The organism is Pseudomonas sp. 3-2 (assembly GCF_019710535.1).
GTDB classification, from domain to species: Bacteria; Pseudomonadota; Gammaproteobacteria; order Pseudomonadales; family Pseudomonadaceae; genus Aquipseudomonas; species Aquipseudomonas pharyngis.
On sequence record NZ_CP081200.1, the window covers coordinates 235,306 to 258,959 of the forward strand.

Below are 23,654 nucleotides of genomic sequence, written 5' to 3' on the forward strand. Positions count from 1 at the left end.
GAGCAGTCCCATGAGTCCGTTGAACCTCGCTTCACCGCCGCCGCCACGACGGCTCAAACGTCTGCCTCTGGCCCTGTTGCTGGCGGGGAGTGCCAGCTGGACCCACGGCTACGCTGCGGAAACGGAAACCCCTGTACCGGCGCCGGCCGGCAAGACCGCGACCGCCACTTCGCAACTGGAAACCGTGACCGTTACCACCCGCCGTCGCGAAGAAAGCTCTCAGGACGTGCCGACGCCAATGAGCGTGGTGAGCGGCACGACTTTGGAGACGCAACGGGTCTACCGAATCCAGGATCTTCAGCAACTGGTGCCCAGCGTCAACGTCGCCTACATGCATGCGCGCCAGTCCAGCGTGTCGATCCGGGGCCTGGGCAACAACCCGGCCAGCGATGGTCTGGAAGGCAGCGTCGGCCTGTACATCGACAACGTTTATCTGGGTCGCCCGGGGATGGCGGTGTTTGACCTGATGGACATCGAACAACTCGAAGTCCTGCGTGGGCCGCAGGGGACGTTGTTCGGCAAGAACACCACCGCCGGGGTGATCAATATCAGCACCCGCGCGCCGAGTTTTACCCCGGAGCGCAGCATCGAGACGTCGGTCGGCGAGGACGGTTACTTCCAGACCAAGGGCACGCTTTCCGGGCCGCTCAACGATCAGTTGGCCGGACGCATCTCTGCCTATCGCACCCGCAGCGACGGTGACATCAAGAACGAATTCAACGGCCATGATTTGAATGGCGGCTCTCGCGACGGCTTCCGGGCGCAACTGCTGTTCAAGCCCAACGAGAATTTCAACCTGCGCTGGATCGGTGACTACAACGAAGAGGATTCCAGCGCCGGCACCCGCGTGCTGTACAACACCGGGCCGACCATCAATGGCGTCAATCTCTACTCGGCCCGCGCCGCCGCTGCCGGCGCGACGCTGGTCAACGGCTCGCACCGCAAGGTCAATCTGGACAACGACCAGCACGTCACCGTCCATCAGGGCGGCACATCGGTGGAGGCCAACTGGACCTTGCCGAGCGACTTCACCCTGACCTCGGTCAGCTCCTACCGTTTCTGGAATTTCACCCCGCGCAACGACGATGGCCTCAATGTGCCGGCGACCTACAACGCCGGGGTGTCGGTTGAGGACAAACAGTATTCCCAGGAATTTCGTCTCGCATCGCCCAAGGGCGAGTTCTTCGATTACGTCCTCGGCGCCTACTACTTCGGCTCGGACCTGGACAACAAATCCTTCGCCTATTACGGCCCCCAGGCAGACATCTGGAACGGCACGCCACGGGGTGCGCTGGCCAACGTCAACAGCGTCGGACGTGGCCATATCAAGACCGACAGTTTTGCGCTGTTCGCCCAAGGCACCTGGCACCTGACCCCGCGACTGGATTTCACCGCCGGGGTGCGTGGCACCTATGAAGAGAAGAACGCCTGGGTCAATCGTGATGCGCCGGTCGGTGGCGCCGCTGTCACGGGTGCCGCAGCCACTGCGCGACGCGGCCGCACCGGTGCCTACGATTCCGGCGACCTGAATCAGTACAGCTCCAGCCCGTCCGGATTGCTCAACCTCAGCTATCGCTTCACCGACGATCTGCTCGGCTACGCTACGTTGTCTCACGGCGAAAAATCCGGTGGGGTCAACCTTGTGGTCGGCTCGGCACCGACCGCCGGCGCCGACTCTTTGCTGATCGGCACCGAGCGCGCCAACAACGCTGAACTCGGCTTCAAGAGCACGTTGTGGGATCGGCGTTTGCAGCTCAACGCCAACGTATTCTGGACTCAGGTCAACGCCTACCAGACCAACGCCTACGACGATGTCAACCGCGTGCAATACCTGACCAACGCCGGTTCAGTGCGCTCGCGCGGCGTGGAGTTCGAAAGCACCCTGATCCCGTTGCGCGGTCTGACGCTGAACTTCAACGGCTCATACAACGACGTCAGCTATCTCTCCTACAAGGACGCGCCGTGCCCGCCGGAAGTCAGCCAGGCACCGGGTGCTCCGGCCTCTTGCGACCTCAGCGGCCATCAGGTGGTCGGCGCCTCGAAATGGATCGGCAATGCCAACGGCAAATACGAATGGAACCTGGATAACGGTTTGCAACCTTACGTCACCGGCAGCTACGCATTCCGCTCCAAGGCGGTGGGCACGGTCGAAGATTCCGACTACGGCCAGATCCCGAGTTACGCGGTGGTCAATCTCTCCACCGGCCTGCGCGGCGATTTCAATCAGGGTCAGTGGGACGTCTCGCTGTGGCTGAAAAACGCCTTCGACAAAACCTACTACACGACCCTGTGGACCGGCGGCAACGGCGGCTATGAAGGCCTGCTCGGCACGCCGCGCACCCTCGGCGTCACTGGTCGCTACGACTTCTGATCGATCCTTCAAGGAGCTGCATCATGTTGCGCATCAAAACCGCTTTACCGGTGTTGTTGTCCGGCGCAGTGCTCAGTGCCGGGGCGCTCGCCGCCCCCAGCGTCTACCCCACCGGCGTCACCCGTTACGATCCGGCCAAGGCCTTCAATCAATATGTGATCTTCAGCGGTGCCGACAAGCAGACGCACCTGATCGACATGAACGGCAACGAGGTGAAGAGCTGGCCGCAGTCGGGTTTCCCGTCGGCGATCATCGACCCGCAACTGGTCGGTGGCGAGCGCGGCCACGTGTTGCTGCAACTGAGCGAAAAGGATCCGGGCAAGCTCGGTTCCGCCGGCAATGGCCTCGGCAATCAGAGCATCGGCGAGCTGGACTGGAATGGCAAAGTCGTCTGGCAGTGGGGCGACAAGGCCCCCGGTGGCGCCGCGCAACAGCATCACGATCAGCGTCGCCTGAGCAACGGCAACACCGTGGTGCTGGCGAACAAGGTGCACCAGGTCAAAGGCTTCAAAGTGCCCGAGGTGATTGACGATGCGATCTATGAAGTCAGCCCCGCCGGCGAGGTGAAATGGCAGTGGCTGGCGTCGGACCACTTGAACGAATTCGGCTTCACCGCCGAGCAGTTGAAGCTGGTTCGCGCCAGTGAAAATCCGGATTACCTGCACATCAACAACCTCAGCCTGGTCGGGCCGAACAAGTGGTTCGATGCCGGCGACAAGCGCTTCAACCCGGACAACCTGCTGATCGATTCGCGCAACGCCAACTTCATCGCGATCATCGACAAACACAGCGGCAAGGTGGTCTGGCGTCTGGGGCCGAATCTGCCGCTGGCCAATCCGAAAACCGCGCAAAAAATCCCGCGGCCGGTGGACCAGTTCGTCGGCCAGCATGACGCGCACATCATCCCGGCTGGATTGCCCGTCGCGGGCAATCTGCTGGTGTTCGACAACCAGGGTTCGGCGGGGTACCCGAACGTCACGCTGGGGCTGATTTCCGGTTCGCGGGTGCTGGAGATCGACCCGGTGAAAAATGAAATAGTCTGGCAGTACAGCGCGGCGAATTCAAAGCAGCCGGGGTGGGCGTTCTACAGCTCGTTCATCAGCAGCGCGCGGCGCTTGCCCAACGGCAATACGCTGATCGACGAAGGCATGAACGGGCGGTTTTTCCAGGTGACGGCCAGTGGTGAAAATGTCTGGGAATACGTCAGCCCTTATCTGGGCAAGGCACCGGGCAGCGACGCGATCAGCAACTGGGTCTATCGAGCCCTTCCTGTAAGTTATGACTGGGTGCCGGCAGGAACGCCGCGCTCGGAGACGGCAGTGATTGCGCCGGCCATCGGCGTGCAACAGACCAATGCCAGTCGTTAGTTATCAGGATTATTCAGCGCCGAACCAAGACCGTTGAGCTTGTGAAGCAATAAGAAATTCAGTCATCGAAGGCCGATGCATTAAACATGCATCGGCCTTTTTGTTTGCTTTTTTTCAAGATCCGATGCCTTGGATGAATACTTTTTATGCCGCGAAAGCATGTCGATTTCGGCGAATCGCTGGAAGCCTTGCAGGCCGCGGCTATGGCGGAAATGACCGTTTCATATATTCCATAAACGTCTATTCATAACATGAAAGATTACTTTCGGAGATAAGCCGCTGGCCCAATGATTGACCCATCGATCACGCCGTGGGGGATTCAACAAGCGGCGAATCGGCTAAGCGAAAAAAACGCAAAGAGACCGCAGGGAGTAAATCAATGGGCAATGTCCAGACCGCCGCCAGCGCACAGGAGGTGCTGTGGCGCCAGGCGCCGAGCGGCGAGTTGGTCGATCTCGGCCGGCCCCATCGCGTGCCGTTGGGGCAGCTGCGTTTGCAGCGCGCGCCCAAGGGCATTCTGAGCCGCCGCGAAACGATTCTGCTCGGCGTTCTGGCGCTGGTGGTGCACGGCGCGGTGATCTACTGGATCAACCAGCATCCGACGCCGGCGCTGCCGATCGTGCCGCCGGAAATTCCACCGATGACCATCGAGTTTTCGCGCCCGGCGCCACCGGCACCACCTGTAGTTGTGCCGCCGCCACCGGCGCCTGTGGTCGAGCCTCCGCCCCCGGTGGAGGACGAACTGGCAACCAAGCCGCCACCGAAACCAAAGCCGATCCCCAAACCGAAACCGGTGGCCAAACCCGTACCGAAACCGGCGCCGAAAGCGGTCGAGCAACCACCGGCTCCGCCACAACCGGCCGCCCCGGTCGCCGCGCCAGCGCCACCTGCACCACCGGCGCCTGCTCCGGTGACGCCAGCCTCGGCCAACGCCGCGTACCTGAAGAACCCGGCGCCGGAGTATCCGTCGCTGGCCCAGCGTCGCGGTTGGGAAGGCACGGTGTTGTTGCGGGTGCACGTGTTGGCCAGCGGCAAACCGGGCGAGATCCAGATTCAGAAAAGCAGTGGCCGGCAACAGCTCGACGACGCGGCGCTGGACGCCGTGAAGCGCTGGAGCTTCGTGCCGGCCAAGCAGGGTGATGTCGCCCAGGACGGCTGGGTCAGCGTACCCATCGATTTCAAGATTCATTAAACCGAAACCAATTTCGCGCTAAACGTTTACACGAGGGAACACATCATGACGTTACTGGCATCTCCACTGGAATCCATCGAAAGCGCGGTGATCTGGCTGCTGGTGGTCTTCTCTGTCGCTACCTGGGGCCTGGCATTGCTCAAGGCTGTGCAGTTCGGCCGGCTGAAGGCGCAGGACCGCAAATTTCACAAGCGCTTCTGGGCGGCGTCGAGTCTGGACTCCGCCGCCGAGTTGAGCGAAACCCAGCCCGGCGCGGCAGCGCGGGTGGCACAGGCCGGTTATGCGGCGATACAAGTGGGCGAGGCGCCGCAGGCCAATGACCTGAGCCAGGCGATCAACCATCAGGATCGCCTCGAACGTGCCTTGCGTCAGCAGATCGTTCGCGAGCGGCGTTCGCTGGAAACCGGTCTGGCGGTGGTCGCGAGTATTGGCAGCACCTCGCCGTTCATTGGTCTGTTCGGCACGGTGTGGGGAATCATGGAAGCGTTGAAAGGCATCAGCGCGGCAGGCTCGGCGAGCCTGGAAACGGTCGCAGGACCGATCGGTGCAGCGCTGGTCGCCACTGGTGTGGGGATCGCGGTCGCGGTGCCGGCGGTGCTGGTTTACAACTACTTTTTGCGTCGTCTGAAACTGACGGCGGCGGACCTGGACGACTTTGCCCACGACTTCTACAGCCTGGCGCAAAAGAGCGCGTTCCGCGTGCTGATCCACCCGACCGTGCACAAGGCTGCGGCCCAGGGCAACGCAACAAAAGTGAAGGAGGCGTCCTGATATGGCCTTCTCCACGCAAGACAGCGACGAGGTGCTCAGCGAGATCAACGTAACGCCGCTGGTGGACGTGATGCTGGTGCTGCTGGTGGTGTTCATCGTGACCGCGCCGCTGCTGACCAACGCGATACCGATCAACCTGCCGAAGACCGAAGCAGTGGCGCCGGTCGAGCAGAAAGACCCGTTGGTGGTGAGCATCGACGGTGCGGGAAAACTGTTTATCAACAAGGACGAAATCCAGCCGGATCTGCTGGAGTTCAACCTCAAGTCGGCCAAGGCCAAGGACCCGGAAGTGCGCGTGCAATTGCAGGCCGACGACGGGGTGAATTACGGCGAAGTGGCGCGAGCCATGGCTTCGATTGAGCGGGCGGGCATCACCAAGCTGTCGGTGATCACTGCACGATAAGGGTTTCACGTTTTTCCGGGGCCGTCTCCTTGGCAGGGTGCGGCCCCTTTTTTGTCTGCGGCTTAATATTCTTTTCAGGTCTTAATAAATAGCTTCTTATTCCTTAACGAATATAAATCCCATCCCTATACTCGTTCAGGAACAGACACGACGCAGGAGAGCTCCCCCATGCGCAACGAATCAATCCGTTATCTGATTGTGCCGGGCTGGCAAGGATCGCCAGAAGATCATTGGCAAACCCATTGGCAAAACAGCCTGCCCAACAGCGCGCGGGTGGAGCAGGCCGACTGGCTGACACCGCGTCGTGAAGACTGGGTCGCTGCGCTGGCCGAGGCGATTGCCGCCGACAGCTCGCCGGTGATTCTGATCGCGCACAGCCTGGGCTGCATCACCGTGGCGCACTGGGCGGCCACCGCGCCGCTGCATCATTTGCGTCAAGTGCGCGGGGCATTGCTGGTGGCGCCGGCAGATGTCGAGCGCCCGGCCTGCGTGCCGGCGCTGCGCAATTTCGCGCCGATCCCGACCGATCTGCTGCCCTTCCCGAGCCAGGTCGTCAGCTCCGACAACGACGCCGCCGTCAGTGCGCCGCGTGCGCTGGAGCTGGCGCGCAACTGGGGCGCCGAGGCGGGGATTCTCGCCGGCGCCGGCCATATCAACGTGAAGTCCGGGCATCAACGCTGGGAGCAGGGATTCGCTTATCTGTATCGCCTGCAAAACCGCATGGAACACCACGCCCGGCGCCGTGCCTGACCACTTTTGTTTTTTCAACGCCCCCGTCTCCCGGCGATTTGGGGCGGGAGTCTGCCATGAGTTTTGAAACCTTTGGCCAGCCGTTGCTGACCTTTCCCGATGCGGAAAAAAGTCCCCTGAGCATCCGCGCCAAGGCGCTGGTGTTCGTCGATCCACGCTCGCGCCAGTTGCGCGAGGAAATGGCCCAACTCGCACCGCGCTCGATCTCGGTGTTGATTCGCGGCGAGACCGGCACCGGCAAGGAATTGCTCGCCCGCCACATCCACCGCGCCAGTGATCGCAGCGGGCTGTTTGTCTCGGTCAATTGCGGGGCGATCAGCCCGACCTACGCCGATGCGGAGTTGTTCGGCTACGCCGCCGGCAGCTACAGCGGATCGGCCAGCAGTCGCGCCGGCTGGTTCGGCTCGGCCAACGGCGGCACCTTGTACCTGGACGAGATCGGCGACCTGCCGCTGCCGATCCAGATCAAATTGCTTTCCGCCCTGGAAAACCACGAAGTCACCCGCGTCGGTGCGCATCAACCGAGCCCGGTGGACGTGCGCCTGGTGGCGGCGACCAGCATCGATCTGGCCCAAGCGGTGGCGGCGGGGAAATTCCACGAGCGTCTTTATCACTATCTCAGGGAAGGGCATCTGGAACTGCCGGCATTGCGTGCGCGGGTCGGCGACATTCTGTCGTTGGCCGAGTACTTCCTCGGCATCTACAGCCAGCGCCTGGATCTTCCGGTGCCGCTGATCAGCGAAGCGGCGCAACAGGTGCTGGAGCAACACAGCTGGCCGGGCAATACCCGGGAGCTGGAAAACGTCATTCATTTTGCGTTGCTGGTGAGCACCGGCGACGAAATCCTGCCGGAGCACCTGAACCTGCCCGAGGTGTCTGGGCCGCTGGTTCAGATCGAACGTCAAGTGGCGAACATCAGCCTCAACGGCACTGCCGACGAACGTAAGGCATTGAAAGAATTGCTGTTGAGCCTGAGCGAGGCGTTGTAACCATTTTCTTCAACATGAACAAAATGGAATATGAAGCTGAATAAACGTTATTGTCCGGGAATAAAAAATCCCGGTATTGTCCGCTTCACGCCAGCAGTAGCACATCGCTGGCACATGTATTAATGCCGTCGTCGATGACGACCGTGATTTTCGATAAGGACACTGCATGAAAAAGGTTCTGTTGTTTACCGCATTGGCGGCTGCTCTGACTGCTTCCCTGGCCCAGGCCGGCGAGAAACTGGTGGTGGCCGCGACGCCGGTGCCGCACGCCGAGATCCTCGAATTGATCAAGCCGACCCTCGCCAAAGAAGGCGTGGATCTGGAAATCAAGGTCTTCACCGACTACGTACAGCCGAACGTACAGGTGGGCGAGAAGCGTCTGGACGCCAACTACTTCCAGACCAAGCCTTACCTGGACAGCTTCAACGCCGGCAAATACAAGGACGACAAGGCCAAGTACCTGGTGACCGTGCAAGGCGTGCACGTTGAACCGTTCGGTGGCTACTCGAGCAAGTACAAGACCCTGGCTGAACTGCCGGACGGCGCCACCATCGCCATTCCGAACGAAGGCAGCAACAGCGGTCGCGCTCTGATCCTGCTGCAGAAGGCTGGCCTGATCGAACTGAAAGATCCGAAGAACGCCCTGGCCACGCCGAAAGACATCGCCAAGAACCCGCACAACTTCAAGTTCAAGGAACTGGAGTCGGCCCTGCTGCCGCGTGTTCTGAAAGAAGTCGACCTGGACATGATCAACACCAACTACGCGCTGGAAGCCAAGTTGAACCCGACCAAGGACGCCCTGGTGATCGAAGGTGCGGATTCGCCTTACGTGAACTTCCTGGTTGCCCGTGAAGACAACAAGAACAGCGACGCCATCAAGAAACTGGCCGCTGCCCTGACCAGCCCTGAAGTCAAAGCGTTCATCGAGAAGAAGTACAACGGCGCGGTACTGCCGGCGTTCTGATCCGACGCAGCAGCAACCCCCTTCAAGGTTGAAAAAAAACGCCGATGACCAGCGATGGTCATCGGCGTTTTTTCTTGCGTGTGGCTGACTCAGGCAGCGCTGGTTTTCAGCGCCCTGCGCAAAGCCACCAGCCATTTCACGAAATCCTGCGGGTCCGGTCGCTGCGGCACTTTTACGTCCATGTTCTCTTCCTTGTTATGGGTTTGGCCGGGGAGTCTGGCCAAAAGCTGTTCGTCCTTGGAGGGCTTTCATGAAAAAAAGATCCGTCCTACAGCGAAAGGAAAAATAGCCTTCTTATTCTGTCGGGGCAAACTCGCAGGATAGTTTTTTGCGTGATATCAATATGCTTTAACGGTATTTAAATTCTTTTTCTTATGCCTTTAAAGTCGGTGCCTGCCGGACAGTTACCCGCTGTCCATGGACTGCACCATCGTCGCTTACCGAGCGGCGTCAGGATGTTTCATGACCTTCGATTACGCATTTATCCTCAGCACCCTGCCGGCGTTTCTTAAAGCCGTGGGCGTGACGCTGCAGGTCGGTTTGATCGCCATTGGCACCTCGCTGCTGGTGGCGTTGCTCAATGCGACGATTCTGGTGTTCCGCACGCCTTACCTGCAAAAACTGGTCGGCCTGTATGTGGAGCTGGCGCGCAACACACCGCTGCTGATCCAGCTGTTCTTCGTCTACTTCGCGTTGCCGGCCCTGGGAATCAAGGTTTCGGGATTCACCGCCGCGATCATCACCATGACGTTTCTCGGCGGCGCCTACCTCACCGAAGTGCTGCGCGCCGGCGTCGATGCGGTGCCCCAGGCGCAGCTTGAGTCCGGTCGCTCCATCGGTTTGTCCCACGGCCAGTTGCTGCGCTACGTGATCCTGCCGCAGGCGGGAATCCTCAGCCTGCCGTCGCTGTTCGCCAATTTCATTTTCCTGCTCAAGGAGACCACCGTGGTCTCGGCCGTGGCGGTGCCGGAAATTCTCTACACCACCAAGAGCTACATCGCGCTCTACTACAAAACCTATGAAATGCTCGCCGTGCTGACGCTGATCTGCGTGCTGCTGTTCCTGCCGCTGTCGCTGCTGTTGAGCCGTCTGGAAAGGAGGCTCCAGCATGGCCAGTTCGGGTCTTGAACTGCTCTGGGTGTCGTTGCCGCAATTGGCCAAAGGCGCCGGGCAAACCCTGTCGATCTCGTTCCTCAGTATCGCCATCAGCACCGTCGGCGGCGTGCTTTACGGTGTGCTGCGCACGCTCAACGTGACGTGGCTGAACGCGCTGCTGCGCATCTATCTGGAACTGTTCCGGGCGATCCCGGTGCTGGTCTGGTTGTACCTGCTGTTTTTCGGCTTGCCGATTTTCTTCGGCCTGAGCCTGCCGAGCTTCTGGTGCGCGGTGCTGGTGCTGTCGCTTTGGGGCGCCAGCGAGGTCGGCGAAGTGGCGCGCGGTGCGCTGCATTCGTTGCCGCGCGGGCAGCGTGAGGCGGGGCTGTCGATCGGCCTGAACGCGGCGCAGCTCTACGGTTACGTGCTGCTGCCCCAGGCGCTGAAACGCATGACGCCGCCGACCATCAACGTCTACACGCGGATCATCAAGACCAGTTCGCTGGCGGTGCTGATTGGCGTGGTGGATGTGATCAAGGTCGGTCAGCAGATCATCGAGCGCACCTACGAATCGGTGCTGATCTACGGCGCGCTGTTTCTGTTTTTCTTTTTTATCTGCTACCCGCTGTCGGCCGCCTCGCGCGTGCTGGAGCGGCGCTGGACGCAAGCATGAGCGCATTGATCGAGTTTCAGGGTTTCAACAAATTCTTCGGCGAACAGCAGGTGCTCAAGGGCATCGACCTGCAAGTGAAATCCGGCGAAGTCATCGTCATCCTTGGCCCCAGCGGTTGCGGAAAAAGCACACTGCTGCGTTGCCTCAACGGTCTGGAAACCGCCCACAGCGGTCACCTGAAATTCGCCGGCCGTGAATTGCTGGACAAGGCCACCGACTGGCGCGAAGTGCGTCAGCAGATCGGCATGGTGTTCCAGAGTTATCACCTGTTCCCGCACATGAGCGTGCTCGACAACCTGCTGCTCGGCCCGCTGAAAGTGCAAAAACGCCAACGCCGCGAAGCACAGCAACAAGTCGAAGCGTTGCTCGCGCGCGTCGGCCTGGCGGACAAGCGCGACGCCTTCCCGCGCCAGCTCTCCGGCGGCCAGCAGCAACGCATCGCCATCGTCCGCTCGTTGTGCATGAACCCGCGGGTCATGCTCTTCGACGAAGTCACCGCCGCCCTTGATCCGGAGATGGTCAAGGAAGTGCTGGAAGTGATTCAGGGCCTGGCCCGCGAAGGCATGACCCTATTGATCGTCACCCACGAAATGGCCTTCGCCCGCGCGGTGGCCGATCGCATCGTGTTCATGGATGGCGGGCGCATCCTTGAACAGAACCCGCCCGAGCTTTTCTTTACGAACCCGCAAACCGCACGCGCGCAGCAGTTCCTGGAGAAGTTCTCCTACGTCGAAGCGCTGACTTCAACGACTTCGCCCACAACGTCTCAAACCAAGGAACTGGAACTGCCATGAAAACTGCCAAAGCCTTATTCGCACTACCGCTGATCAGCCTCGCGCTGCTGGCCGGCTGCAACAAGACCGAAGAACCGGCCAAGCCGAAAGTCGCCAGCGAAAGCACCGCGCCGGCCGGTTACCTGGACAAGATCAAGGCCCGCGACAAGCTGATCGTCGGCGTATTCACCGACAAGCCGCCGTTCGGTTTCGTCAACGAAGCGGGGCGTTACGTCGGCTTCGATACCGACATCGGCCGTCAATTCGCCAAGGATCTGCTGGGCGATGAAAACAAGGTCGAGTTCGTGGCCGTGGAGCCGGCGAGCCGCATTCCGTTCCTGCAAAGTGACAAGGTCGACCTGATCCTCGCCAACATGACCGTGACTCCGGAGCGCAAGGAAGCGGTGGAATTCACCAACCCGAATCTCAAGGTCGCGGTGCAGGCGTTGGTGCCACAGAACAGCGAGGTGAAAAAACTCGACGACCTGGCGAGCCGCACCACCATCGTGACCACCGGCACTACCGCCGATATCTGGCTGACCAAAAACCATCCGGACTGGAAACTGCTGAAGTTCGAGAAAAACTCCGAGTCCCTGCAAGCCCTGGCCAACGGCCGTGGCGATGCCTACGCGCAGGACAATCTGGTGCTGTTCAGTTGGGCCAAGCAGAACCCGGGCTACCGTGTGCTGGACGAAAAACTTGGCGCCGAAGCGCCGATTGCGCCGGCGGTTAAGAAGGGCAACATCGAATTGCGCGATTGGGTGAACGCGGAGTTGGCCAAGCTGGGGGAGGAGAAATATCTGCTCAAGCTGTATGACCAATATGTGCGTAAAGAGCTGAGTGATGACACCAAGCCTGAGAGCGTGATTGTCGAAGGCGGGAAGTGGCAGGGCTAATCAGGCCAGTTCCACGCCGGCTCATCCAGAACCCTCTGCCCGACGATCTCCGTCTGGCCGAGGGTTTTTTCCAGCACGATGCAATTGCATTCCGAGTCTTCCTGCAACGCCGAAATCAATCGTCGGGCGTGGGACACCACCCACACCTGACACTGCTCTGACACTCGGATGATCAGGCGCGCCAGCGCCGGCAGCAGATCTGGGTGCAGGCTGGTTTCCGGTTCGTTCAGCACCATCAGCGACGGCGGGCGTGGCGTCAGCAGCGCGGCGACCAGCAGCAGATAACGCAACGTGCCATCCGACAGTTCCGCTGCCGACAACGGCCGCAACAACCCTTCCTGAAAGAACTCGATGGCGAAGCGGCCGCCCGCCAGCGGTGCGATGTTCAGCCGTGCGCCGGGAAAGGCGTCGCTGATCGCCGCCTGCAACGCCTCGGGATCGCCGATCTCGCGGATGGTCTGCAACGCAGCCGCCAGATCGCGGCCATCGTGATGCAGCACCGGCGTGCGCGTGCCCAGTTGCGGCTGGCGCACCGGGGCGTCGGCGTCACTGCGAAAGTGATCGTAGAAGCGCCAGCGGCGGATGAACTCGCGCATCTGGAACACCTCCGGCGAGGTGCGCAGGCTGCCGACCTGATCGAACAGGCTGTCGAAGTTTGGCGTGTGCTGGGCCAACACATCCCAGCTGCGACCCTCACGGGTGCGGATCATCGGCCCGTCGCGATCCACCAGCAGACTGGCCGGACGATAGAGCGGCCCGGCCCAGATGCATTCCTTTTTGATTTCCGGGTCGAGGGAAAAGAACGAAAGGCTCGGCTCCGGCAAGCCCAGGGCGATCGAATAGCTGAAATCTTCCCCGGCAAAGCCCAGGCGCAGGCGTTTGACGCCCTGGCGCACGGTGGACTGGATCGGCACCTCGCCGTTGCGCATGCGCCGGCTGATGGTTTCCGGCCCGGCCCAGAACGTCGAGTCGAGCCCGCCCTCACGGGCCAGCGCATTGACCACGCCGCCCTGAGCGGTTTCCGCCAACAGCCGCAGTGCCCGGTACAGGTTGGACTTGCCGCTGCCGTTGGGGCCGGTGATCAGGTTCAGACGGCCCAGCGGAATCACCAATTTATTGATCGAGCGGTAATTGGCCACCGCGAGGGTCTTGAGCATGAAAATCCTTCCTGGGTGCCCCGAAATCCGGGTCAGGATACTCCCTGCACAGAAATGCATATATCGCCCGGACGAAGGTTGAACCCTGTTCTAAGCTCACAGTCGTATCGTCACTTGCACGTTCGTACACAGGAAGGAGTCTGCATGGCGAGTCCCGGATTGAAAACAGCGGTCATGCTGAGTCTGCTCGCTTTATTGAGCGCATGCGGCGAGAAAAAGGCCCCCGCCGAATACCTGCCCCGGGTCTTCGTGCAGGAGGTGAACCCCGCCAATTACGCCGCCGCCGTGACCCTCACTGGCGACGTTCAGGCCCGTGTGCAGACCGAGCTGTCGTTCCGGGTCGGCGGCAAGATCATCCAGCGCATGGTCGATGTCGGTGACCGCGTCTCGGCCAGACAAGTGCTGGCCAAGCTTGATCCGAAGGATTTGCAGACCAACGTCGATTCCGCCCAGGCCCAGGTAGTGGCCGAGCAGGCGCGGGTCAAACAGAGCGCCGCCGCGTTCGTCCGCCAGCAGAAACTGTTGCCGAAGGGCTACACCAGCCAGAGCGAATACGATTCCGCGCAGGCCGCCTTGCGCAGCAGCCAGAGTGCCTTGAGCGCAGCGCAGGCGCAGTTGGCCAACGCCAAGGATCAATTGAGCTATACCGCGCTGATCGCCGATGCGCCGGGCGTCATCACTGAGCGTCAGGCCGAAGTCGGTCAGGTGGTTCAGGCCACGGCGCCGATATTCAGCCTGGCCCGTGACGGCGACCGCGACGCCGTGTTCAACGTTTATGAATCCCTGCTGGCCGAACGGCCGGCGGAGCGTTCGATTGTCGTCAGCCTGCTCGACAACCCCGCCATCAAGACCACCGGCACCGTGCGCGAAATCACCCCGGCTGTGTCCGCGCAGTCCGGCACGGTGCAGGTCAAGGTCAGCCTCGACAGCCTGCCGCAGGGGATGCAGCTGGGCTCGGTGGTGAGCGCCACGGCCAAGGGCACCGGCAAGTCGGCCGTTGAATTACCGTGGTCGGCGCTGACCAAGAACGTCAGCGATCCGGCGGTGTGGATGGTCGACGATAAAGGTGAAGCGCAGTTGCACAATGTCACCGTCAGCCGCTACCTGATCGGCAAGGTCATCATCAGCGAGGGCCTCAAGGGCGGGGAAAAAGTCATTGTCGCGGGTGGGCAGTTGCTGCATCCGGGCATGAAGGTCGAAATAGCCGAAAACACCTACAAGGATCTGCAACCGGGAGCACAGCCATGAAGCGTCTGGGGCTGTTATCCATTGGTGTGTTGCTGGCCGCCTGTTCGAAAAGCGAGCCACCGCCGGAGCCGGTACGGCCGGTGTTGTCGGTCAAGGTCGAAGCGATGAGCGAGGAAAACCTCGGGCGTTTCGCCGGCAGCATTCAGGCACGCTATGAAAGCAACACCGGTTTCCGTGTCGGCGGGCGCATTGCCAGCCGCAACGTCGATGTCGGCACCGAGGTTCAGAAGGGCACGCTGCTCGCCACCCTCGATCCGTCTGATCAGCAGAACCAGCTGCGTTCGGCCCAGGGCGACCTGGCCAGGGTTCAGGCACAGCTGATCAACGCCCAGGCCAATGCCCGCCGTCAGCAAGCGCTGTTCGACCGGGGCGTGGGTGCGCAGGCGCAACTGGACATTGCGATGACGGACCTGAAAACCACCCAAGCCTCGCTGGATCAGGCGCGGGCGGCGGTCAACCAGAGCAAGGATCAACTCGATTACACCCAGCTACGCTCGGACCACAAGGCGGTGGTCACCGCGTGGAATGCCGAGGCCGGGCAAGTGGTGACGGCGGGCCAGCAGGTGGTGACCCTGGCGCAACCGGACATCAAGGAAGCCGTGATCGATCTGCCGGACACCCTGGTCGATGAGATCCCATCCGACGTGGTGTTTCTGGTGGCCGGGCAGCTCGACCCGAGCATCAACACCACAGCCACCCTGCGCGAGATCGAACCCCAGGCACAAAGTGCGACGCGCACCCGCCGCGCACGGTTGACCCTGGCCAATACGCCCGACGGCTTTCGCCTCGGCACCGCGATCAGCGTCACCCTCAGCTCGGCGATCAAGCCGCGTATCGAATTGCCCGTCACCGCGTTGCAGGAGGTCGACGGAAAAGCGCGGATCTGGGTCATCGACACCCAGAGCAAAACCGTCAACCCGCGCGACGTCAGCGTGATCAGCCGCACCGATAGCAGCGTTGTACTTGCGGGGGGCGTGAAGAACGGCGAGCGTGTGGTCAGCGCCGGCGTCAACAGTCTCAAACCCGGACAATCCGTGAAACTTGACGAGGACAGTCAATGAAAGGCTCTTTCAATCTCTCCGAATGGGCCCTCAAGCATCAGTCTTTCGTCTGGTATCTGATGTTCGTCGCATTGCTCATGGGGGTGTTCTCCTACTTCAATCTGGGGCGCGAGGAAGACCCGTCGTTCACCATCAAGACGATGGTGATCCAGACCAAATGGCCGGGCGCGACCCAGGAAGAAACCCTCAAGCAGGTCACCGACCGCATCGAGAAAAAACTCGAAGAACTCGATTCCCTCGACTATGTGAAAAGCTACACGCGCCCCGGCGAATCGACGGTCTACGTGTACCTGCGCGATACCACCAGCGCCAAGGACATTCCGGAAATCTGGTACCAGGTGCGCAAGAAGATCGACGATATTCGCGGGCAGTTTCCCCAAGGCATTCAAGGGCCCGGGTTCAACGACGAGTTCGGTGACGTGTTCGGCTCGGTGTACGCCTTCACTGCCGACGGCCTGACCATGCGCCAGTTGCGCGATTACGTGGAACAGGCGCGGGCCGAGATCCGCAATGTCCCGGGGCTGGGCAAGATCGAAATGATCGGCCAGCAGGACGAAGTGATTTACCTGAACTTCTCTACCCGCAAACTGGCGGCGCTGGGCATCGATCAGCGTCAGGTGGTGCAGAGCCTGCAGTCGCAGAACGCCGTGACTCCGGCCGGTGTGATCGAGGCGGGCCCGGAGCGGATTTCTGTGCGGACTTCGGGCCAGTTCGCTTCGGAGAAAGACCTGGCCGAGGTCAATCTCAAGCTCAACGACCGCTTCTATCGCCTGGCAGACGTCGCCGACATCACTCGTGGTTACACTGATCCGGCCACACCGGAATTCCGTTTCGACGGCAAGCCGGCGATCGGGCTGGCGATTGCCATGCAGAAGGGCGGCAACGTTCAGGAGTTCGGCAAGGCCCTGCACAAGCGCATCGATGAACTGACCGCGGATCTGCCAGTCGGCGTCGGCGTGCACACGGTGTCCGATCAGGCCGTGGTGGTGGAGGAAGCCGTCGGCGGCTTCACCAGTGCCTTGTTCGAAGCGGTGGTGATCGTGCTGGTGGTCAGCTTCATCAGTCTCGGTGTGCGCGCCGGGCTGGTGGTGGCGTGCTCGATCCCGCTGGTGCTGGCGATGGTGTTTGTGTTCATGGAATACAGCGGCATCACCATGCAGCGGATTTCCCTCGGTGCTCTGATCATCGCCCTCGGCCTGTTGGTGGACGACGCGATGATCACTGTGGAAATGATGGTCACGCGCCTGGAAATGGGCGAGAGCAAGGAGGAGGCGGCGACGTTCGCCTACACCTCGACCGCGTTCCCGATGCTCACCGGTACGCTGGTGACGGTCGCCGGTTTCGTCCCCATCGGCCTCAACGCCAGTTCTGCCGGCGAGTACACCTACACGCTGTTCGCGGTGATTGCCGTGGCGATGATCGTGTCCTGGATTGTGGCGGTGTTCTTCGCCCCGGTGATCGGCGTGCACATTCTCAGTACCAACGTGAAAGCCCATGAAGCCGAACCGGGGCGCGTTGGCCGCGCATTCAACGGCGGTTTGCTGTGGTGCATGCGCAATCGCTGGTGGGCCATCGGCATCACCGTGCTGTTGTTTGTGCTGGCGGTGTTCTGCATGCGTTTTGTGCAGAATCAGTTCTTCCCGTCCTCGGATCGACCGGAAATCCTGGTCGACCTCAACCTGCCGCAAAACGCCTCGATCGACGAGACCCGCAAGGCCGTCGACAAGCTCGAGGCCACGCTCAAGGGCGACGCGGACATCGTGCGCTGGAGCACCTACATCGGCCAGGGTGCGATCCGTTTCTACCTGCCACTCGACCAGCAATTGCAGAACCCCTACTACGCGCAACTGGTGATCGTCAGCAAAGACTTTGAAGCCCGCGAGGCCTTGAGCCAACGCCTGCGCGAACGGCTGCACAAGGATTTCGTCGGCATCGGCAGCTACGTGCAGGCGCTGGAAATGGGCCCGCCGGTAGGGCGTCCGATCCAGTACCGGATCAGCGGCAAGGACATCGACCAGGTGCGCAAGCACGCCATCGACCTGGCGACTGAACTGGACAAGAACGAGCACATCGGCGAGATCATTTACGACTGGAACGAGCCGGGCAAAGTCCTGCGAATCGACATCGCCCAGGACAAGGCGCGCCAGCTCGGGCTGTCGTCCGAAGACGTGGCGAACCTGATGAACAGCATCGTCAGTGGCGCGCCGCTGACCCAGGTCAACGACGACATCTACCTGATCAACGTGGTCGGTCGCGCGGTGAGTTCGGAACGCGGTACGCCGGAAACCCTGCAGAACCTGCAGATCGTCACGCCCAACGGCACGTCGATCCCCTTGCTGGCCTTCGCCACGGTTCGTTATGAGCTGGAGCAGCCGCTGGTGTGGCGTCGTGACCGCTTGCCGACCATCACCATCAAGGCGTCGGTGCGTGACGAAATTCAGCCGACCGACCTGGTGAAACTGTTGAAGCCGTCCATCGACGCGTTCGCCGAAAAACTGCCCGTTGGCTACAAGGTCGCCACCGGCGGTACGGTCGAGGAGAGTGGCAAGGCCCAAGGACCGATTGCGAAAGTGCTGCCGTTGATGCTGTTCTTGATGGCGACGTTCCTGATGATCCAGCTGCACAGCGTGCAGAAGCTGTTCCTTGTGGCCAGTGTCGCGCCGCTGGGGTTGATCGGCGTGGTGCTGGCGCTGGTGCCGACCGGTACGCCGATGGGCTTCGTGGCGATCCTCGGGATTCTGGCCTTGATCGGCATCATCATCCGCAACTCGGTGATCCTTGTGACCCAGATCGACGAGTTCGAGCGCAAAGGCTATGCGCCGTGGGATGCGGTGGTGGAAGCCACCGAGCATCGACGTCGCCCGATCCTGCTGACCGCTGCCGCGGCGAGCATGGGCATGATCCCGATCGCCCGGGAAGTGTTCTGGGGGCCGATGGCCTACGCGATGATCGGCGGGATCGTGATTGCAACCCTGCTGACGCTGCTGTTTCTGCCGGCGCTGTATGTCGCCTGGTACAAGATTCGCGAGCCGAAGAAAGAGGCGCAGTAAGGCGAGCGCCTTGCGCTCATCGCCAACTACACGGTTTTGCGCCAGACACTCGCCAGCCAGGGCTGCTGCTCACGCGGCAGCCCCGCCGGCCGGTAGTAATGCTCAAGTTCGACAAACCCGGCAGCGGTCAACAATCCGCGCCAGGCTTCAAGATCGTGATACGAGCCGTAACGCGGTCCGTTCCAGCCCTCACGGTTATCCCCGTGCGGGTTGGAGCTGAACAACACGCCGCCCGGCTTCAATGTCCCGTGCAGCTGCTTCAGGACCCTTGGCAACTCCTGCAACGGCACATGAAACAGCACCGCATTGGCGAAGATGCCGTCGAAGCGTTCTGCCGGCAGATCCAGCTTCAGAAAGTCCTGACACCACACTTCACAACCACTGTCGTCCCGCGCCATTTGCGCGAATTTCTCCGCGCCATCAAGGCCGACGGCGAGGTGACCCATCCGCGTGAATGTCTGCAAATCCCGCCCCGGCCCGCAGCCGAAATCGAGAATGGAAAACGGCGCCTCACCCTGGATGTGCCGCAACAGGGCGTCGATGTTCTGGCTGACATCGTGATCGCGGGTGCCTTCACGAAAACCCTCGGCCACCGAGTTGTAGTGGCCGAGGGTGGTAGAGGTGATCTGTTCAAGATCGGTGGGGGTCTGCTTCATGGTCGTCATGGGCTGAAAGGAAGATCGGCAGACTATAAGCGCTTTCGCGGTTCAGAGGATCCAGATCCGGACAAAGCACAAAACGCCGGCTCAAGTGCAATACATATTTACCGCACCTGACCGTTCCCGATCGGTTGCAATAGCGCCCACGCGATAGACGACTAGCGCGATGTCTGCCCGATTTTTTCAGGGGGATTTACTCAACAAGGATTTTTCATGGGCAATACTCGAAAAACCTCCACCACGTCCTCCAGCCACAGCCTGGCAGACGCCATTGCACTGCGTAAAAGATCCGGTGCTGACTTTCCCGAGTACGAACCTGCGCACAAGAGTTTTCGGGACATGGATCAAACGGATGTGGAGGCCGTTCGCCAACCGGATATGCCAGACGCCGCAGTCATTGTTTCATCCCTGCCGACCGCCGAGATCCTGTCGGGTCGTTTCGGGGGCAGGACGCTTGCGGACTATCGCCTGAAAGCGCCGGCCACCCTGCCTGCGCCTGATGCCCTGGGGTTGAGGGTTATCAAGGGACGCACGTTCGTCGATGTCGCCCCCGGCGAGATTGTCCAGGTTCGGCAAACCGCAGCGGGCGGTGAATATCGCGCGACCTTGATGTCCGAGTGGACGGCTTCGGGACCGGTCCTGTTCTTCGATCCGCACAGCAAGATATGGTCGCCGGAACGGGCTCGGTCATCCGGCGACGCTGGCAATGTCATCGATATCGACATCGATGAGCTCATCCGCAATATCAGGAAAGATTCGGAAAAGCACAGTCGGGTCCACACCGGTATTGATGACGCGATCGAGCACGAGACAGCAAAGGAAGCCACGCTGACTGCACGGGGGCTGAAGCAGTTTCCACTGGATCAGGCTGCGATGGTCCGCACTGAGTTGCGAGTGGTCGAAAGCGTTTTCGCTGATGCCGTTCACGCCATTGGCATGAAATACGACGGTGCGAGCGCGGTTTACGAAAGTTTTTTTGGGGCAGGGCACCAGGCCGTGGCGCAGCAGTTTTCTGACTCGGTGGCGCGAGGTCTTGCGCTTTCCAGGGAGTACCAAGGGACCTGGGGCGAGGAAAAATTCTTCGCAGTGGAGGCTGAAAACAACAGCGCCGCCTGGATGTACAAGAAGGATTTTCATGGCCGGTTCTTCCTCAACCGCAAGTACATGCAGCAGGAGATTCTAGGCATGTCCCTGGGCCATGAAATGCTGCACACCAACCGCATCGACCGCTTCAGGACCATCGGTCCCAACGCCGCGGATTTCTTCTATCTGGGTGACAGCCAGCGTGGTTTGCTGAGTCTGGAGCCGCTGACCGTCTACGACATTCCGGAGCGCAGCGTTTCCGAAGTGATCATGCGCGGTGGATTGACAGTCGAGTACGTGAACGCTTTTACGGACGATCACGACAACCTGCTGTTCGGGATCAGTGATTATCTGGGGATCGGCGACGATCTGGATCTTCAGACGGCGGTCGGCCTGTTCAATGCAAATCCGGCGCTGCGCGCGCATTTGGCCGCGAACAACGCCGACAGCATTGTTTACGCGGCAAAAAGCATGCAGGCGCTGCATCGAAGCAAAACGGAATACGCGTGGCTCGACAGCCTGATCGATGATTGATGCCGGGGAGGGCAGCGCTCATCGATTGTTCTAGCGCTTGTTCAGCCCCCGCGCCAGACGATCGCCGCCCAGCTGAATCAGCGCCACCAGTGCCACCAGCAGCACGATCACGATCAGCATGATCTGGCTGTCGAAGCGCTGATAGCCGTAGCGATAGGCGATGTCACCCAGACCGCCGGCGCCAATCGCTCCGGCCATCGCCGATGAGTTGATCATCGTCACCAGGGTGATGGTGAAGCCACCGACAATCCCCGGCAGCGCCTCGGGCAGCAGCACATGCCAGACGATGTGCCAGCGCCGGCAGCCCATGGCCTGCGCGGCTTCGATCAGGCCGTAGTCGACTTCACGCAGGCTCACCTCGGCGATACGCGCAAAGAACGGCGTGGCCGCGATGGTCAGCGGCACGACGGCCGCCCACACGCCGTAGGTGGTGCCGACGATCAGGCGGGTGAACGGAATCAGCGCGACCATCAGGATCAGGAACGGGATCGAGCGAAACAGGTTCACGAACGCACCCAACGCGCGATTGAGCACCGGTGCTTCGTAGATCCCGCCCTTGTCGCTGGTGACCAGAATCACCGCCATTGGAATCCCCGCCAGCAGTGCGATCAGCGACGAAACGCCGACCATCAGAAACGTGTCGATAAAACCCTGCAGCAAGCGATCAAACCACATAACCCAGCACCTCCGCGCGTTGTGCCCATTGCCCGGCGCGCTCACGCAATTGCTCGGCATTCAGCTGCGAACCCGCGACCGCCAGCAACAGTTGCCCGAGCGCATGGCCCTGAATCCGTTCCACGCCGCCCTGGAGCAATTTCACCCGGCCACCGAGCGCGGCGAACAGCGCGGCCAGATCCGGTTCGTCCTGCTGGCTGCCGGTGAACTGCAAACGCAGCACCACAGATGCATCGGGCGACGACGGTTGTGCCTGCAAACGGCTTTGCAATTCTTCGAGCAAGGCGTGTTGCAGCGGCGCGAGCAAGGTCTGGCTGACCTCGTGTTGTGGGTTGCCGAACACTTCCCAGACCGGGCCCTGCTCGACGATGCGGCCGTGTTCGAGCACGACGACGCGATCGCAGATTTCCCGGATCACCGCCATCTCGTGGGTGATCAGCACGATGGTCAGGCCCAGGCGTTTGTTGATTTCGCGCAGCAGGCCGAGGATCGACTGGGTGGTTTCCGGATCGAGGGCCGAGGTGGCTTCGTCACACAGCAGAATATCCGGGTCATGCACCAGCGCGCGGGCGATGCCGACGCGCTGTTTCTGCCCGCCGGACAGCTGCGCCGGATACGCCTTGTGCTTGGCTTGCAGGCCCACCAGTTCCAGCAGTTCGCGCACCTTGTTCTCCCGCTGTTCCTTCGGGACGCCGGCGACTTTCAGCGGCAGTTCGACGTTTTGCCACACCGTTTTCGCCGACATCAGGTTGAAGTGCTGGAAGATCATGCCGATCCGCCGGCGCAGGGCGACGAGGCGATCCTCGTCGTACTCGCCGATGTCCACCTGATCGATCAACACCCGGCCCGAGGTCGGTTGTTCGAGGCGGTTGATGGTGCGGATCAGCGACGACTTGCCGGCGCCGCTGCGGCCGATGATGCCGAACACTTCACCGCGCTGGATCGCCAGGTCGATGCCTTGCAGGGCGGCGACCGGGCCGTGTTTGCCGTCGTAGGTTTTGCCGAGCCCGACGAAGCGCACATGAGCGCGATTCAGTTCAGGATGCAGTTCGGTGCGCTGTGCCAGCGCGGGTGGCTCTGGAAGATCCAGTCGCCGTTGGATGGCCGCGGTCATCCTCAGCTTTCCCAACCGGCCTGGTACAGCTTGCCGTGGGCCTTATCCAGTGCGGCGCGCACGGCCGGCGAATGCTGGTAGATGTCGACGAACTTGATCAGGCGCGGGTCGGTCTTGCTCTTCGGCTGGATCACGAACTGGATCACGTATTCCTTGTGGTCGAGGCCGTCGAACAGCAGCGCAGAGCCGGCATCGAAAGTTTTCGCCAGACGAATATAGGCCGGGTAGCCCTGGACCAGATCGGCGTCATCGTAGGCGCGCACCAGTTGCACGGCTTCGACTTGCAGGATCTTGATCTTCTTCGGGTTGGCGACGATGTCGTCTTCGGTAGCCTTGTAGCCGACGCCCGGTTTGAGGGTGATCAGACCGGCCTTGGCCAACAGTTGCAGGCCGCGTCCGCTGTTGATCGGGTCGTTGGCGATGGCGACGCTGGCGCCTTCCGGCAGCTCGTCGAAGCTTTTGTATTTCTTCGAGTACAGGCCGACGTTGTTGATGATCCCTGGCGCGAACGGCACGAGGTCGAAACCGGAGGCGGCCTTGGCGTTTTCCAGGAACGGGATGTGCTGGAAGTAGTTCACGTCGATGTCACCGGCGGCGAGGCTGACGTTCGGTGCGATCCAGTCGGTGAATTCCACCAGCTCGACTTTCAGGCCCTGTTTGGAGGCCTCTTCGACGGCGGCTTCCAGCGGAATCGCGAAGGCGGCGGTGGTGCCGATTTTCAACGGGGCATCTGCGGCGAACACCGCCGAGCTGAACAGGCCGAAGGCCAGGGCCAGTGCTTTGACTGGGTGGGACAGGAGCTTCTTGGTCATGGTGGTTTTCCAGTCAG

At 61.2% G+C, this 23,654-nt stretch carries 21 protein-coding genes; 16 read left to right on the top strand and 5 right to left on the bottom strand.

Annotation, left to right across the window (positions count from 1 at the left end):
* Positions 1-10: 10 nt before the first annotated feature.
* The 12 genes from K3819_RS01035 (at position 11) to K3819_RS01090 (ending at position 12,244) form a co-directional block, all read left to right on the top strand.
* Positions 11-2,371: a TonB-dependent receptor gene (locus tag K3819_RS01035; RefSeq protein WP_221398472.1), complete on the top strand. Its 2,361-nt coding sequence runs from the start codon at positions 11-13 to the stop codon at positions 2,369-2,371.
* A gap of 23 nt (positions 2,372-2,394) precedes the next feature.
* On the top strand, positions 2,395-3,738 hold the full coding sequence (locus K3819_RS01040) for an aryl-sulfate sulfotransferase (RefSeq protein ID WP_221398473.1): 1,344 nt from the start codon (positions 2,395-2,397) through the stop codon (positions 3,736-3,738).
* 379 nt (positions 3,739-4,117) lie between these two features.
* The gene (locus K3819_RS01045; RefSeq protein ID WP_041475106.1) at positions 4,118-4,930 is read left to right on the top strand and encodes an energy transducer TonB; all 813 of its coding nucleotides are present in this window, start codon (positions 4,118-4,120) and stop codon (positions 4,928-4,930) included.
* 45 nt (positions 4,931-4,975) lie between these two features.
* Complete coding sequence (locus tag K3819_RS01050) at positions 4,976-5,701, top strand: MotA/TolQ/ExbB proton channel family protein (protein WP_221398474.1); 726 nt, start codon at positions 4,976-4,978, stop codon at positions 5,699-5,701.
* Position 5,702: 1 nt separating this feature from the next.
* Complete coding sequence (locus K3819_RS01055; protein WP_003220570.1) at positions 5,703-6,104, top strand: biopolymer transporter ExbD; 402 nt, start codon at positions 5,703-5,705, stop codon at positions 6,102-6,104.
* 168 nt (positions 6,105-6,272) lie between these two features.
* Positions 6,273-6,854, top strand: coding sequence for an alpha/beta hydrolase (locus K3819_RS01060; protein ID WP_007952774.1), 582 nt, complete (start codon positions 6,273-6,275; stop codon positions 6,852-6,854).
* Between the two features lie 56 nt (positions 6,855-6,910).
* Entirely contained in the window at positions 6,911-7,843 is a 933-nt protein-coding gene (locus tag K3819_RS01065; RefSeq protein ID WP_221398475.1) for a sigma 54-interacting transcriptional regulator, read from the top strand.
* A gap of 166 nt (positions 7,844-8,009) precedes the next feature.
* Positions 8,010-8,807: a MetQ/NlpA family ABC transporter substrate-binding protein gene (locus tag K3819_RS01070; protein WP_011331930.1), complete on the top strand. Its 798-nt coding sequence runs from the start codon at positions 8,010-8,012 to the stop codon at positions 8,805-8,807.
* Between the two features lie 462 nt (positions 8,808-9,269).
* Positions 9,270-9,935, top strand: coding sequence for an amino acid ABC transporter permease (locus K3819_RS01075; protein ID WP_007918712.1), 666 nt, complete (start codon positions 9,270-9,272; stop codon positions 9,933-9,935).
* Positions 9,916-10,575, top strand: a complete 660-nt coding sequence (locus K3819_RS01080) for an amino acid ABC transporter permease (RefSeq protein WP_007952770.1) — start codon at positions 9,916-9,918, stop codon at positions 10,573-10,575. The genes K3819_RS01075 and K3819_RS01080 overlap by 20 nt, the downstream gene beginning before the upstream one ends.
* Complete coding sequence (locus K3819_RS01085) at positions 10,572-11,369, top strand: amino acid ABC transporter ATP-binding protein (protein ID WP_085611219.1); 798 nt, start codon at positions 10,572-10,574, stop codon at positions 11,367-11,369. The genes K3819_RS01080 and K3819_RS01085 overlap by 4 nt, the downstream gene beginning before the upstream one ends.
* Positions 11,366-12,244, top strand: a complete 879-nt coding sequence (locus tag K3819_RS01090) for a transporter substrate-binding domain-containing protein (protein ID WP_085611218.1) — start codon at positions 11,366-11,368, stop codon at positions 12,242-12,244. Before K3819_RS01085 ends, K3819_RS01090 begins: the two co-directional genes overlap by 4 nt.
* Here K3819_RS01090 and K3819_RS01095 read toward each other — a convergent pair.
* A complete protein-coding gene (locus tag K3819_RS01095; protein ID WP_221398476.1) occupies positions 12,241-13,401 on the bottom strand; it encodes an AAA family ATPase in 1,161 nt (386 codons plus the stop codon). The genes K3819_RS01090 and K3819_RS01095 overlap by 4 nt on opposite strands.
* A 144-nt stretch (positions 13,402-13,545) precedes the next feature.
* Between K3819_RS01095 and K3819_RS01100 the strand changes: the two genes are divergently transcribed.
* The 3 genes from K3819_RS01100 to K3819_RS01110 are packed head-to-tail and all read left to right on the top strand — an operon-like array spanning position 13,546 to position 18,760.
* Positions 13,546-14,649 carry an efflux RND transporter periplasmic adaptor subunit gene (locus K3819_RS01100; protein WP_085667647.1) on the top strand — a complete coding sequence of 368 codons (1,104 nt, stop codon included), beginning with the start codon at positions 13,546-13,548 and terminating at the stop codon, positions 14,647-14,649.
* Positions 14,646-15,710 (top strand): efflux RND transporter periplasmic adaptor subunit, encoded by a 1,065-nt coding sequence (locus tag K3819_RS01105; protein WP_085611216.1) that lies wholly within the window; start codon positions 14,646-14,648, stop codon positions 15,708-15,710. The genes K3819_RS01100 and K3819_RS01105 overlap by 4 nt, the downstream gene beginning before the upstream one ends.
* Entirely contained in the window at positions 15,707-18,760 is a 3,054-nt protein-coding gene (locus K3819_RS01110) for an efflux RND transporter permease subunit (RefSeq protein WP_085611215.1), read from the top strand. The genes K3819_RS01105 and K3819_RS01110 overlap by 4 nt, the downstream gene beginning before the upstream one ends.
* A 26-nt stretch (positions 18,761-18,786) precedes the next feature.
* On the opposite strand, the gene K3819_RS01115 is transcribed toward K3819_RS01110, so the two are convergent.
* Positions 18,787-19,416, bottom strand: a complete 630-nt coding sequence (locus K3819_RS01115; RefSeq protein WP_221398477.1) for a bifunctional 2-polyprenyl-6-hydroxyphenol methylase/3-demethylubiquinol 3-O-methyltransferase UbiG — start codon at positions 19,414-19,416, stop codon at positions 18,787-18,789.
* Between the two features lie 216 nt (positions 19,417-19,632).
* Here K3819_RS01115 and K3819_RS01120 point away from each other — a divergent pair, with 216 nt between their 5' ends.
* Positions 19,633-21,036: a hypothetical protein gene (locus K3819_RS01120; protein ID WP_221398478.1), complete on the top strand. Its 1,404-nt coding sequence runs from the start codon at positions 19,633-19,635 to the stop codon at positions 21,034-21,036.
* 30 nt (positions 21,037-21,066) lie between these two features.
* Here the strand turns inward: K3819_RS01120 and K3819_RS01125 are convergent, their stop codons facing one another.
* The 3 genes from K3819_RS01125 to K3819_RS01135 are packed head-to-tail and all read right to left on the bottom strand — an operon-like array spanning position 21,067 to position 23,637.
* Positions 21,067-21,711, bottom strand: a complete 645-nt coding sequence (locus K3819_RS01125; RefSeq protein WP_221398479.1) for a methionine ABC transporter permease — start codon at positions 21,709-21,711, stop codon at positions 21,067-21,069.
* Positions 21,701-22,825, bottom strand: a complete 1,125-nt coding sequence (locus K3819_RS01130) for a methionine ABC transporter ATP-binding protein (RefSeq protein ID WP_221398480.1) — start codon at positions 22,823-22,825, stop codon at positions 21,701-21,703. Before K3819_RS01130 ends, K3819_RS01125 begins: the two co-directional genes overlap by 11 nt.
* Positions 22,826-22,827: 2 nt before the next feature.
* The gene (locus K3819_RS01135; protein ID WP_007952748.1) at positions 22,828-23,637 is read right to left on the bottom strand and encodes a MetQ/NlpA family ABC transporter substrate-binding protein; all 810 of its coding nucleotides are present in this window, start codon (positions 23,635-23,637) and stop codon (positions 22,828-22,830) included.
* Between the last annotated feature and the right edge of the window lie 17 nt (positions 23,638-23,654).